Raw genomic sequence first — 12,864 nt, 5'->3', positions numbered from 1 at the left:
GCACCCACCGCCATGAACGGCGGCACACTCCCCTCGAACAAATGCATCAGGGCTTTCGAGGCAGACACGTTCTGCTTACGCGCCGTCGACAGATAACTGCGCACGCGACAGAAGGATCTCGGCCTGGTACTCGGTAACGTAACGGCGGATGTCCAGATCAACGACCTGACGTTTCTCGANGCCCACAACCCGAAATGCGCCGCCTTTGGGTAAGGTGCGTCGATCCACTTTCACCCGCTGGATGGCATCCGGATCCTGAGACGGCGGCTTACGGCTGTTNGCACTGTGGGTGTTAATCCGCCCACTCAGTCTCTGGACCAGCACCATCAGCAACTCGATGGCCGTCCGCATGGAAGGCGCGACGGTTGTGTCTGCTTGGCGTTGTTGTCTGACGTCCGCCAGCGCAGCGTCGACATCAATGTTAGTGATCTTCATGGGTCTGAGTACCGTTGAGTGTGGCCTAAATTCATGAAATTGGGGCCAAAACCCTGTCAAGAACTTTTTTAGAAAATTTGAGCTGAATAGTTACAAAATTTCGTACCGATATTCAGCGGAAAGCGAATCCGCCGAGGGTTGTATCAAAGCAAACACGGGATCATAAACGCCGACATCAACGCTCTTAATATCCTCAGAAAAGCAACGGGTGACGCCTTAGGGTTAGCCTGTAAGGGGTTCGTGTCCAACCCCATAATGATGGATCTTATGCCACACAAATCCGTCGTTATTAGAAGGGAAAATGCGGCGCAGCCCATGGCCGCGTAGTAGGTTTACCCAGATACCAACTCAAAATCTTCGATTTAGTGTTGGTAGTTCACATCCCCATGCGGGTAACGTTTTCAATGGCCAGCTGTTTTTCCACGCTGAGCACCAGTCGGGCATCTTTGGCGACTTCGTCCAGACCGTCTTCGTAATAAATCACCCCGTGTTCGTCGGTGCTAATCACGTTGTTACTCTGCAATGCGCTTATAAAGTGGCGAAACAGGTTCTTGTCAAAAAATTCTGGCGCATTCAGACCAAACAGAATGGACATGCGCTCGGCTAAAAGAGTGCTTTGCTCCTCCAGTGCCTCTGTGGTGATTTTACCTGAGCCGTAGCGGCGTAATATGCCCACCACAATGTGATAGCGCTCCAGCGTCTGGATGATAAACCGCGACAGCAAGCGCAGGCGCACCATGGCATCAGTGCCGTCAACCGGTCGTGCAATCCGCCCGTCTTCTTGCTTTAGCAAAAGGCCCTGGGCGATCAGAACGTCCAGCCAGCGGTTAATAATATGGGTGACCTGCTCATCGCCCTGGTATTTCAGGAACAGCTCGTTCTGCAAATAGGGATAGGCGATGCTGGCCAGAAACACGATGTTTTCCCGCGCCAGTGAATGGCGGTTTTCAAACAGGCAGGCAATCAGTGAGGGCAGGGCAAACAGGTGCTGAATGTTGTTGCGATAATAGGTCATCAGGATCGCGTTGCTGCCTTGCAAAACAATAATGTCCCCCAGCTTTTGCGGCTTCCGGCCCACCAGCCCCATGGCTTCGGAATACGCCAGCCAGTCGCTGCCGCTGCCGTCGGGAAGGGTGACCGTGTCGGCGTAGGGGCAGGCCCGCAGCAGGTCTGCGCACTGGTCCATCAAACGAACCAGCTGGGTTTCACCCATGGCCGGGCGCTCGTTGCCCAGCAGCACGGTTGCGGCCATGCCAATAGGATTAACCGCAACCGCCGCATTGATGTTCTGCGCGACTCGCGCAGACAACGCGCTGACGGCCTGGTTCAGCCAGGGTGGCCGGTACTCATCGCCATAGGACAGTTCGCGCCAGTCGCTCTGAGTGCGGTCCAGCACCTCGGCCAAGGGGATGGCATCGCCGAAATTGAGGGCAACCCGGCCGAAGGACTTATTGAGTTTGCGTACGGTTTTGGCCAGGCCAAACACGCTTTCTTTAGGTTTTTTCCTGCCCCGTAGCTCGCCCAGATAGGAACGACCTTCCATCACTTTTTCATAGCCCACGTAAACCGGTACAAACACAATAGGTTTCTGGTGATTGCGCAAAAAGCTGCGCACCGTCATTGCCAGCATACCGGGCCGCGGCTGCAGCATTCGGCCGGTGCGGCTGCGGCCGCCCTCAACGAAGTATTCCAACGAGTAGCCTCGGGTCAGCATCACGTGCATGTATTCGTTGAACACGGTGGCGTAGAGCGGGTTGTCGCGAAAGCTGCGGCGCATAAAAAAGGCACCGCCGCGGCGCAGTATGGGCCCTACTAACGGCATATTCAGGTTGATACCCGCTGCAATGTGTGGTGGCACCAGGCCGTTCTGGTAAAGCACGTATGACAGCAGCAGGTAGTCAATGTGGGAGCGGTGGCAGGGTACGTAGATAACCGCGTTGTCGCGGGCAACGTCTCTGACTACTTGAATATTATTCACCGAAACGCCGTTATAAATGCGATTCCATAGCCAGGTTAGTAATACGTCCATAACGCGGACGGTCGCTACCGACATGTTGGCGGCGATTTCGTCGGCGTATTTGTAGGCTTTAAGCTGCGCTTTGTCTTCGGCCATGTTTTTCTGCGAGGCTAAGTCACGGACGGCCTGCTTTACGGCCTGTGTGCGCAACAGGTCTTCGACCAGTGTGCGGCGGTGTGACAGGTCTGGCCCTAATACGGCCTGGCGAACCCGGCGGAAATGAGTGCGCAGTAGCCGCGCCAGTTTGCGGCTGGCCAGTTCTTCGCTGTCGCGATATTCCTCCAACAGCGGCTGTAGGCGCAGCGCTTTGTCGAACTGCACGTAAGTGTTGCGGCCGTTCACCAGAATGATTAAAAACTTTTGCAAGCGGCCCGCCACCGACCAGGTGTCTGATAGCAAAAGTTTGAATAGCGACTTTTCTTTGTCCGGCGAGCGCCCCCAGAACAGCGATACCGGAACAATATGCCAATCTTGATCGGGGTTTTTGATAGCGTGCCGAACCACCGCCTTGAAGTGGTCAGTGGCTACCGGCGTTTGGCGCCCGCCCCGAAAAAGATTGCCCACGCGGTGGTACAGAAAAACAAACCAGGGCACGGCAGCAGACTTCGGCGCTTTCTTGCGGGTATCGTGGGGCAAACCTGCGCGCAGAACTTCTTGCTCTAACACCAGGTGACTGGACAGCGAGCTGTACTGCAACACGTAACACACTGGCTGCTGTGGGTTCAGGCCCAGAGCTTCGGGCGTGGCACCGGTAACCTGGGTGCGCACCCAAAGAAACAGGATTTTCCGAAAAATGGCGAGAATCAGGCGGCGAATGCCCTGGAAAAATGCCATGGGGTGTTGCTCCGTAGAAATTCAGCTGTCGAGTTTACCGGCTCGGCGCGCGGCGGCAAAGCGGCCCGTCATTCTGTACTGACGGTGCGGGCGCTGTCTGTGCTTTGGCCGCAGGCGCTATGATACATTAAAGCCAACAATTTCAGGGCCGGCGCAAACAGCCTGCACCGGTGTTATATCAGGATCGGGTTGTAATCATGTCTCAGAGAAACGTTCCAGCCTATCAACGCGCCCGCGAGCAAAGCGGTCGCGAGCTTGAAGCAAATTGGGTTACGGGTTGGGCGCCACAGCCGTTGCAAACCGGTGACTGGGTGTTGCGAGTAAGCGGCGATATGGTGCTGAAGCCCGCCAATGGCTGGTTGCAGACGGTGGCCGCCGATGAGGTGGCTTCGCTGTCCGCCAGTGCGGTTTCGTTGGGTCAGTTCCAGAGTCGGCCGCTGTTTGTGGTCAATCAGACAGACGGTGCCCTGGCAGGCCTGGAGCCCTGGCCGTTTCCCCATCAGCTGATGGCCGGTTTTTTTGCTGACTATGAAAGTGGCGAGCTGGTTTTGCAGCAGGATGAGCTGGCAGACGCAGGCTGGTTTGTGCCAGATCACACGCCGCCCATACCGCCATTAACCACCATTTCCGGGCAGCTGATTCATGATATGTCTGAGGAAATTCTGCTAGACATTGCGGGCAGGGCTAATCGGTGAACGAAGCGTCGCCCCCCAGTGTGCTGGTGTTTGATTCTGGTGTAGGCGGGCTCAGCGTGGCTGCCAGCATTCGACGCCTTTGCCCGCAATTGCCTATTGTGTACCTGGCAGACAACGCAGGGTTTCCCTATGGCGACAAACCCGAAGCGGAGGTCATAAAGCGCACCTGCAACCTGGTAACCAGCGCTCTGTCGCAGTTTGACTGCCAGATTGTGGTTATAGCCTGCAACACTGCCAGCACAGTGGCGTTGCCCGTGTTGCGCCAATGTGTATCGCAGGCGGTTGTGGGTGTGGTGCCAGCCATCAAACCGGCGGCGGCGATCAGTGTCAACCGCGGTATCGGGATACTGGCTACGCCGGCCACTGTGGCAAGGTCGTATCTGGACCAGCTGATTGCGGATTATGCGGCTGACTGCCAGGTGTGTCGTATTGGGCACCCAGGTCTGGTGCATTGGGCGGAGGCGCTGGCGCGGGGCGAACCCGTACCGCACGCACAGCTGGCTGAGGTTCTGGCTCCGTTTGAGCTCGCAGGGGTAGACACGGTGGTACTGGGTTGCACGCATTATCCACTGCTGCTGCCTGCTTTGAAGCAGGCAGCGCCCGGTGTGCGGTTTTGGGTCGACAGTGGTGATGCCATCGCGCGCAGGGTAGAGCAGTTGCTCGCCTTCTTAAAGTCGGCGCAACCGCAAGCGCTCACATTGCGGGTGCAGCCGGGCATACCGCCAAAGCCTTTGCAGCAGGCGCTGTTCAGCGCGTCGGCGCCTCCCGGAATAGAACAATTTATGACCGGCCTGGGTCTTGCGCCCGGTGCTATAGTGAGTTTGTGGGGCCATATTTAAAGCCGACGTCAGCTCGCAATTTGTCGTCTTGTTGGCGTCATTTTTTGCAACTTTGCCACACGTTCACGTTAATTAGTACGTTCGTCTAATTCAACAAAAGGCCATCGGCGTGGTGAACTGTAGGGAACTATGGGTATCCCGATGGCGGGCCGTTAGGTTCGTTCGCTCTGAATTTCAAATCCATAATGACAATAGACCAGGAAAAAGGGGAGCAACATGACTGATAAGCAGGTGTATCCGGTAACCCCGGAAGTGGCACAACACGCGCTGATTAATAAAGACCAGTACCAGGCGATGTACAAGCAGTCCATCGAAAACCCGGATCAGTTCTGGGCCGAGCATGGCAAGCGCGTAGACTGGATCAAGCCGTTTACCAAAGTCAAAAACACCACTTACGATTATAATGCGCTGTCCATCAAATGGTTTGAAGATGGAGAACTGAACGCTTCTGCCAACTGCCTTGACCGCCATCTGGAAAGCCGTGGCGACCAGACCGCCATCATTTTTGAAGGCGATGACCCTTCGGACTCCCGCAATGTCAGCTATCGCGAACTGCACGAGCAAGTGTGCAAATTTGCCAACGTGCTGAGAAGCCAGGGGGTTAAAAAAGGCGATGTTGTCACCATTTACATGCCGATGATCGTCGAAACCGCCGTGGTTATGTTGGCGTGTACCCGTATTGGCGCTATCCATTCGGTGGTCTTTGGCGGCTTTTCACCAGAAGCACTTGGCTCCCGAGTGGTTAACGGCAAATCCAACATCGTGATTACCGCCGATGAAGGCCTTCGCGCCGGCCGCAAAATTCCGCTTAAAAAGAACGTCGACGCGGCGCTTAAAAACGACGATCGCCACACGGTAAAAACCGTTATTGTGGTCACTCGTACCGGCGGCGATATTGCTTGGACAGAAAGCCGCGACCAGCGCTACGAAGACCTGATGGCCAATGCTTCGGCAGACTGCAAGCCCGAGCCCATGAACGCCGAAGACCCGCTGTTCATGCTGTACACCTCCGGTTCTACCGGCGAGCCCAAGGGTGTGTTGCACACCACCGGTGGCTACTTGGTGTACGCCTCCATGACCCACCAATACATTTTTGATTATCACGATGGTGATGTGTACTGGTGCACCGCCGACTTCGGTTGGGTTACCGGGCACAGTTATATTCTGTATGGCCCCTTGGTCAACGGCGCCACTACGCTGCTGTTTGAAGGTGTGCCCAACTACCCGGACAGCTCGCGCATGGGGCAGGTGGTCGACAAGCACCAGGTGAACATCCTGTACACCGCGCCCACAGCCATTCGAGCGCTGATGGCCCAAGGCGAAAGCTGCATGGATGGCACCAACCGCAGCAGCCTGAGAATTTTGGGTTCGGTCGGTGAGCCCATCAACCCTGAAGCCTGGAAGTGGTACCACCGGGTCATTGGCAATGGCGAATGCCCGATTGTCGATACCTGGTGGCAAACCGAAACCGGCGGTATCCTGATCTCCCCTCTGCCGGGCGCTACCGATTTGAAACCGGGCTCTGCGACCGTGCCATTCTTTGGTGTTCAGCCGGCCCTGGTAGATGCTGAAGGCACGTTGCTGGAAGGCGAAGCCGAAGGCAATCTGGTGATTATGGACAGCTGGCCCGGGCAGATGCGCACCATTTTTGGTGACCATGAACGGTTCATTCAGACCTACTTCAGCGCTTACAAAGGCATGTACTTTACCGGTGACGGTGCCCGCCGTGACGCCGATGGTGACTACTGGATTACCGGCAGAGTTGACGACGTGCTGAACGTATCTGGCCACCGCCTGGGTACCGCCGAGGTAGAAAGTGCCATGGTGTCCCATCCGAAAGTAGCGGAAGCGGCGGTGGTAGGTTACCCCCACGACATCAAAGGGCAGGGCATCTACGTCTATGTTACGTTGATGCAGGGCGATGAGCCGACCGACGAGTTGAAAAAAGAGCTGGTACAATGGGTGCGCAAAGAAATTGGCCCTATTGCCTCTCCGGACGTGATTCAGTGGGCAACGGGCTTGCCAAAAACCCGATCAGGCAAGATCATGCGCCGTATTTTGCGTAAGATTGCTGCCAACGAGTACGATCAGTTGGGCGACACGTCCACACTGGCGGATCCAAGCGTCGTTGACGATCTGATCAGCAGCCGTCAGTTAAAGTAGCCGTCATTCAAAGTAATCGCTCGGCAAGCGCCGGCACCGTCAAGGATACCGTGGAATGGCACAAACAATTATTGTCGCGGACGATCACCCACTGTTTCGGGCAGCATTGAAGCAGGCGGTGAACCAGGCAGTACCCGATGCTCTTACCGTAGAAGTTGACAGCATCAAGGCGCTGCAAGCGGCGGTAGAGACTCACCCGGATGCCGATCTGGTGTTACTGGATCTGAACATGCCGGGTGCTCACGGCTTCTCTGGGCTGGTGTTCATGCGCGGGCAGTATCCTGGCTTGCCGGTGGTGGTGGTGTCGGGTTCGGAGCAGTTGCAGGTAGTGCGCCGTTCAATCGACTATGGAGCGTCTGGCTTTATTCCGAAATCGGCGCCGCTGCCCACCATCACCAAGGCCATTCAGGACGTACTGCAGGGTGATGTATGGTTGCCTGAGGGCGCCGCGGACAAAATCGAACGCATGCATTCAGATGCCACCAATTTTTCCGAGAAACTGGCGTCACTCACACCACAGCAGTTTCGTGTGTTGGGTATGTTGGCCGAAGGCCTGCTGAATAAGCAGATCGCTTACGATCTGGAGGTGTCTGAAGCCACGATCAAAGCCCACATTACGGCGGTTTTCCGCAAACTGGGTGTGCGTAATCGCACCCAGGCTGTGATTGCCATTCAGCAGATGGAGATTGACCCGTCGGAGCAGTCGCTCTCGGGCAGCTAACCTAAAACGGATAACAAAAAGCCGACGTGCTGTCACAGCCGTCGGCTTTTTTGTTTCTTTCTGTTTTTGTTCGGCGCCGTATTTTCAGCCTTTGGCTGCGTAGCCCAATCCTTTGTCAACGCGATTGAACACCTCTTTATTCTGGTGCCAGCGATCAAAGTTCTGCAGGAACTGATCCACCAGAGCCCGCCGCCAGCCAATAAAATCGCCGGCCATATGGGCCGTCATGATCACGTTTTCCCGATCCCATAGCGGATGGTCGGCCGGCAGCGGTTCTTCTTCAAACACGTCCAACGCGGCACCGGCAATCTGACCCTGTTCCAGAGCGGCGATCAGGTCATCGGTTTTAACAATCGGGCCGCGACCAATGTTGATCAAGCGTGCGTCCTTGCGCATCGCGGCAAAGGCGGCGCTGTCAAAAAGGCCCTCGGTTTGTGGTGTCAGCGGTGCCGCAATGACCACGTAATCGGCTTTGCCAAGTTGCTCATGGAGCTGATCGTTGGCGTGTACCGCAACGAAGTCTGCATCTTGCGGGCGGGCGCTGCGGGCGATGCCATGGGGGTTCATGCCAATGGCCTTCGTTAGGCGGGCAATTTGTCGACCGATGGAGCCGGCACCCACCACCAGCACGTGTTTGCCTTCTGCTCTTTCCGTGTCGCGGTGCTGCCAGCGATGCGCTGACTGAAATCGCAACGATGCCGGAAAATCCTTGGCAAACATGAGGATGGTACACAATACATACTCGGCAATCGTGCGATCGAAAATACCGCGGGCGTTGGTGACCATCACCTTGCTGCTCACCAGCGCCGGGAACATCAGCGCATCCACGCCGGCGCTGGTGGCGTGAATCCAACGCAGCTCATCGGCGCAGTGCCAGGCCGCTTCCAGCGCTTCTGTGCGAAAATCAGTGACCAACAGCACCGAGGTACCGGGTAAGGTATTCTTCAGGGTTTTCTCGTCCCAGGCGTGACGTATTTCTACTCGCGATCGCAACGCATGTAACCCCTCGGGTTGCGGATCACCGGGCGCAGTCAGAATGGTAATCACCGGTTTTTTCTGTGTGGCCATGAGTGTTTTTTCCCTTGAGCCCTGGGGCTTGAAATGATTGGCGGGTGTGCTTACAGTCTGGACAGCACATGGGCTGGGGTCAACCTGCAGATGCGTGCTTGTAGAGCCTGCGTAACGAGACTAACCTGCAGTTCCAGCGGAACTTTTCCGTCTCATGTCGTCGCAGCTTGCAGGAGTTAATTTATGGTGGCGTCCGCCAACCACGAAAGCAGCCAGACCAAAAGCAGAACCGTCAAATACCGCAAAACCAAAGCCAGCTGGAACCCTGCTATGCAGGCGGTTCCCGTACCTGGTATCCGTCGTATGGTGAATCTGGCGGCCACCATGAAAGACGTGATTCATCTGTCCATTGGTCAGCCTGACTTGCCCACGCCAAAGCATATTATTGATGCCTATGTGGATGCTCTTCACGCAGGCCAAACCGGCTATACAATGGATGCGGGTCTGCCAGAACTGGTAACAGCTCTGCGCGACTATTATGGCAAACGCTACAACCGCAAGCTCACTCGCGACAACATTCTGGTGACCAATGGTGCCACCGAGGCTATGTACCTGGCCATAGCGGCAACCGCTGCGCCCGGGCGTCAGTTTCTGGTTACAGATCCGTCTTTTTTGCTGTATGCGCCGCTGATCCGTATGAACGGTGGCGAGGTGAAATATGTGCCTACTCACGTGGAAAACAACCATCAGTTAGATCCAGACGATATTATTCGAGCCATTGGGCCGCGCACCTTCGCCCTTATTCTGAATAATCCGAACAACCCCACCGGTGCGGTGTATCCGCGTTCAACCGTGGAAGCCATCTTGGAAGAATGCGCCTATCGCGGCATTCAGGTTTATGCCGACGAGGTTTACGATCACCTGATTTTTGATGACAATGAATTTGCCAGTGTTTTAACCTGCGCGGTGGATCTGGACAACATCATGTGCATCAGCAGTTTCTCCAAAACTTACAGCATGGCGGGCCTTAGAGTTGGCTGGGTAATCTCCAGCCAGGCGGCCATCAAGTCGCTGCGGCGCTATCATATGTTTACCACGTCGGTGGCGAACACGCCGGCCCAGTTTGCCGGTGTGGCAGCATTAACCGGCGATCAGCAGTGCGTAAAGGACATGGTCGATATTTACCGCGAGCGTCGCGACAAGGTTGTTGAGCTGATTGCCCAGACGCCGCATCTGACCGGCTACAAGCCGGGTGGGGCTTTCTATGCCTTTCCGGATTTACCCGCCCATGTGGATGGCACCGATCTGGCGTTGCGAATGCTAAAAGAAACCGGAGTCTGTGCCGTGCCCGGAGATTCCTTTGGCGAGGGTTGCACCAATGCCCTGCGTTTCAGCTTTTCCACCACCTGTGAAAAGCTGGATGCAGCATTTGACCGTATCATCCCGTGGATGGCAAAGCAGAATTTCTAGCTTTTTTGGCGGCGCAACAATAATGCCGAGCGGGCCTTGCCCGCTTGGCAGCCGTGGGTCAGGATAGAGTCCGAACCCACGGAGGCAACACTGATGATCGGATTTTCGAACACCACACGCTGGTTGTGTATTGTTCTGCTGGCTGTTCTGGCCAGCGGTTGCGCCAGCCTTTCTCCTTACGCGGTTTCCGAAGGTGAGCTTGAACGCCACCTGCAGGATGCTGTGCGCGACTACGATCGCAAGCAATTGCAAAGCGGCTCGCCATTAAGTCTGAGCTTGAATGACGCGGATATTACCCTTGGTCCGGACGGTCGCGATGTGGCTGTAATAGGGTTGAAAGGGCAAGTAGCTCTTAATGTGTTGATGGCAAAACTGCCAGTGGATATCTCGTTGAAGCTTGAGGGTGCTCCGGTTTATGACAGCGCTGAAAAAGCGGTGTATCTTCGCCGTTTACAGCTATTGGAAAGCAGCGTTGAATCACCACTGTTCCGCGGTGATCTTAAGCCCGTTACCGACACGGTTATGCGGGTAGTGGCGCAAATGCTGGAAACCATGCCGATATATCGCTTAGACGATAGCAGCATGGCCCAGCGTATGTTTGGCATGGTTCCCATGGATATCCGCGTAGCGCCAGGCCGGCTTGAGTTTGTTATGGCCGACTAGGCGCAGCGGTGTTTACTTTCAGGTCAGGCGTTTAACCGTGCACAAACGGCTGCGCCGATCTCGGCGGTTGATCGTCGCTTGCCGCCGTGCTTTGCCAGGTCTGCGGCTGTGGCCTCAAACAGAGCATGGCCTGCCGCGGCCATAGCCGGATCTTTGTGGGCTAGCCAATCCAGCATGCGCGCGGTGGTAAATAACATAGCTGTGGGGTCCGCAAGGCCTTGGCCGGCAATATCCGGCGCGCTGCCGTGAGTCGGCTCGAACATTGACGGCATGGTTGGGTCTGTGGGGTTCAGGTTGCAGGATGGTGCCACCCCCAATCCGCCGGACAGCACCGCCGCCAGATCGGTTAAAATATCGCCCTGCAGATTGCTGGCCACCACCACATCAAACGCCCACGGGCTCTGCACGAACTTCATGCAGGCGGCATCCACCAGCTCATGATGGGTTGCCACATCCGGGTACTCCAGGCTCATGCGCTCAAACACTTCAGTATAAAGATCACCCCAGTAACGCAAGGCGTTGCGTTTGGTTACGAGGCAAACCTGGCTTTCACAGACGCGGCCATCTAATGTCTGAAACTGGCGTGTCTCGTCGTGTTGCTTGCGGTGAATGGCTCGGGCGCGGGCCTGCTCGAAGCCGTAACGAATGATGCGTTCGCTGGCGAAATGGGTAAATACTTCAATCTGGGTAGCCACTTCATGGGGCGTACCCTGGCGCAGGCGCCCGCCCTGGCTGACGTATTCTCCCTCTGAGTTTTCCCGAATGACCAGCATGTCGATGTCGCGTGCGCGATCGTCCGCCAGATACTGGCGAGCGCCGGGCAGCAAGCGCGCGGGCCGCTCGCACGCCCACTGGTCAAAGCCTTTACGGATCTGCAGTAAGGGCGCCAGCGACACGCTGTCAGACAACAGATAACGATTGCGATCGGTCACCGGGCCAGGGTCGCCCAAGGCGCCCAGCAAAATGGCATCAAAAGCGCGCAATTGTTCCAGAGCGTCAGCAGGCATGGATTCGCCGTGTTGCTGGTGCCAATGGTGTGAAGGCCAGGGGAACTGGTGCCAGCCCAGATCCAGTTTGTAGCGTTGGCGTAGTAACTCAAGACAATTAACGGCTTGATTGACCACTTCCGGGCCAATACCGTCGCCGGGTGTGATAGCGATGTTGGTTGTAGCAGACATTCAAACTCCTTGGCCGGTAAGCAAAAAAAGCGCTACGTTAGCGTCGTTGTGATAAGTGTAGCTGTGATGGCAGCCAATGCCACTGGCTGATTCGATGAGTTATTTACGGCTAAGTTGGTAATGTGTCGTGATCCTACATAAATATACGCAAAGAGGGTAATGACGTTGTCTGAAAAACGACATGAAAAAAGCCGGTGTGACGAATGTGGCTGTGACGAAGGTTTGGATGTCGCTTTTTCATTCGCGCATCAGCTTGGTGATTGCCGGTCCGCCGAACTTGATCGAGGAACTGCTGGGCGCAAACCCTTTGCTTTAGCTGAGGGATAGGCGGGTCGCGTTTGTTGTTGCACGTAACTTCTCACCACGTCCAGCGAAGCGCCACCGGTGGACACCGCACAATAACTGGGACTCCAGAGGTGGTTGCCCCACAGCCAAGGGCTGATTTCGTTGTGGTAATCACGACGCAGAACGTAGGCACTTTTGCCTTTCAGTTTACCGACAAAATTCGAGATCGAATGCCGAGGGTGAACGCTCGCAATCAGGTGAACGTGATCGCCGTCACCGTTACATTCCACCAACTCCGACCCCATCTGTTCGCAGGTTTCTCGAAAGATCGCTTCCAGTGCGGTCAGAATCTCGCCTGTAAACACCGCACGGCGGTATTTTGCGACAAAGACTAGGTGAATTGTGTTTTTGTAGACAACGCTTCGGCCTTTTCGCCAATTCACTTCTTCCGTCATTTTACGCCTTCTAAGCTAGATTGTATTTTCCGTAGGGTGTAACTTTAGAGGATGATTGTAAAGCACGGAAAATCCATCGAGATCACCGATCAGTTGTCGCC

Annotated in this window: 10 protein-coding genes and 1 pseudogene; 6 read left to right on the top strand and 5 right to left on the bottom strand. The window is 55.7% G+C overall.

Features of this window, described 5'->3' with window-relative positions; genetic code table 11:
* Positions 1-111: 111 nt before the first annotated feature.
* Together A3OI_RS0115940 and plsB are read right to left on the bottom strand one after the other, a co-directional pair.
* Positions 112-435: pseudogene (locus A3OI_RS0115940) on the bottom strand (IS66 family transposase); the annotation flags it as partial.
* Positions 436-811: 376 nt separating this feature from the next.
* The gene (gene plsB / locus A3OI_RS0115930) at positions 812-3,286 is read right to left on the bottom strand and encodes a glycerol-3-phosphate 1-O-acyltransferase PlsB (protein WP_018405240.1); all 2,475 of its coding nucleotides are present in this window, start codon (positions 3,284-3,286) and stop codon (positions 812-814) included.
* A 197-nt stretch (positions 3,287-3,483) separates the two neighbouring features.
* On the opposite strand from plsB, the gene A3OI_RS0115925 reads away from it, so the two are divergent.
* The 4 genes from A3OI_RS0115925 to A3OI_RS0115910 all read left to right on the top strand — a co-directional run bounded on the left by A3OI_RS0115925 (position 3,484) and on the right by A3OI_RS0115910 (position 7,704).
* Positions 3,484-3,981, top strand: a complete 498-nt coding sequence (locus A3OI_RS0115925) for a hypothetical protein (RefSeq protein ID WP_018405239.1) — start codon at positions 3,484-3,486, stop codon at positions 3,979-3,981.
* The gene (murI, locus tag A3OI_RS0115920; protein ID WP_018405238.1) at positions 3,978-4,820 is read left to right on the top strand and encodes a glutamate racemase; all 843 of its coding nucleotides are present in this window, start codon (positions 3,978-3,980) and stop codon (positions 4,818-4,820) included. Before A3OI_RS0115925 ends, murI begins: the two co-directional genes overlap by 4 nt.
* Before the next feature lie 216 nt (positions 4,821-5,036).
* Complete coding sequence (gene acs, locus A3OI_RS0115915) at positions 5,037-6,983, top strand: acetate--CoA ligase (protein WP_018405237.1); 1,947 nt, start codon at positions 5,037-5,039, stop codon at positions 6,981-6,983.
* A gap of 55 nt (positions 6,984-7,038) precedes the next feature.
* Positions 7,039-7,704, top strand: coding sequence for a LuxR C-terminal-related transcriptional regulator (locus A3OI_RS0115910; protein WP_018405236.1), 666 nt, complete (start codon positions 7,039-7,041; stop codon positions 7,702-7,704).
* 84 nt (positions 7,705-7,788) lie between these two features.
* On the opposite strand, the gene A3OI_RS0115905 is transcribed toward A3OI_RS0115910, so the two are convergent.
* A complete protein-coding gene (locus tag A3OI_RS0115905) occupies positions 7,789-8,772 on the bottom strand; it encodes a D-2-hydroxyacid dehydrogenase (RefSeq protein WP_018405235.1) in 984 nt (327 codons plus the stop codon).
* 183 nt (positions 8,773-8,955) lie between these two features.
* Here A3OI_RS0115905 and A3OI_RS0115900 point away from each other — a divergent pair, with 183 nt between their 5' ends.
* Together A3OI_RS0115900 and A3OI_RS0115895 are read left to right on the top strand one after the other, a co-directional pair.
* A complete protein-coding gene (locus tag A3OI_RS0115900; RefSeq protein ID WP_018405234.1) occupies positions 8,956-10,182 on the top strand; it encodes a pyridoxal phosphate-dependent aminotransferase in 1,227 nt (408 codons plus the stop codon).
* A 93-nt stretch (positions 10,183-10,275) separates the two neighbouring features.
* Positions 10,276-10,845, top strand: a complete 570-nt coding sequence (locus tag A3OI_RS0115895; RefSeq protein ID WP_018405233.1) for a DUF1439 domain-containing protein — start codon at positions 10,276-10,278, stop codon at positions 10,843-10,845.
* Between the two features lie 23 nt (positions 10,846-10,868).
* Here A3OI_RS0115895 and A3OI_RS0115890 read toward each other — a convergent pair whose 3' ends face one another.
* Both A3OI_RS0115890 and tnpA read right to left on the bottom strand, forming a co-directional pair.
* Positions 10,869-12,023 carry an isocitrate/isopropylmalate dehydrogenase family protein gene (locus tag A3OI_RS0115890; RefSeq protein ID WP_018405232.1) on the bottom strand — a complete coding sequence of 385 codons (1,155 nt, stop codon included), beginning with the start codon at positions 12,021-12,023 and terminating at the stop codon, positions 10,869-10,871.
* Positions 12,024-12,271: 248 nt separating this feature from the next.
* Positions 12,272-12,763, bottom strand: a complete 492-nt coding sequence (gene tnpA / locus A3OI_RS21285; RefSeq protein WP_018405231.1) for an IS200/IS605 family transposase — start codon at positions 12,761-12,763, stop codon at positions 12,272-12,274.
* Positions 12,764-12,864: the final 101 nt, after the last annotated feature.

Origin of the sequence: Marinobacter gelidimuriae, assembly GCF_000372805.1 — a bacterium.
Lineage (GTDB): Bacteria > Pseudomonadota > Gammaproteobacteria > Pseudomonadales > Oleiphilaceae > Marinobacter > Marinobacter gelidimuriae.
The sequence above is the reverse complement of the archived record's forward strand: the minus strand, read 5'-3'. Positions and strand labels throughout refer to the sequence as shown.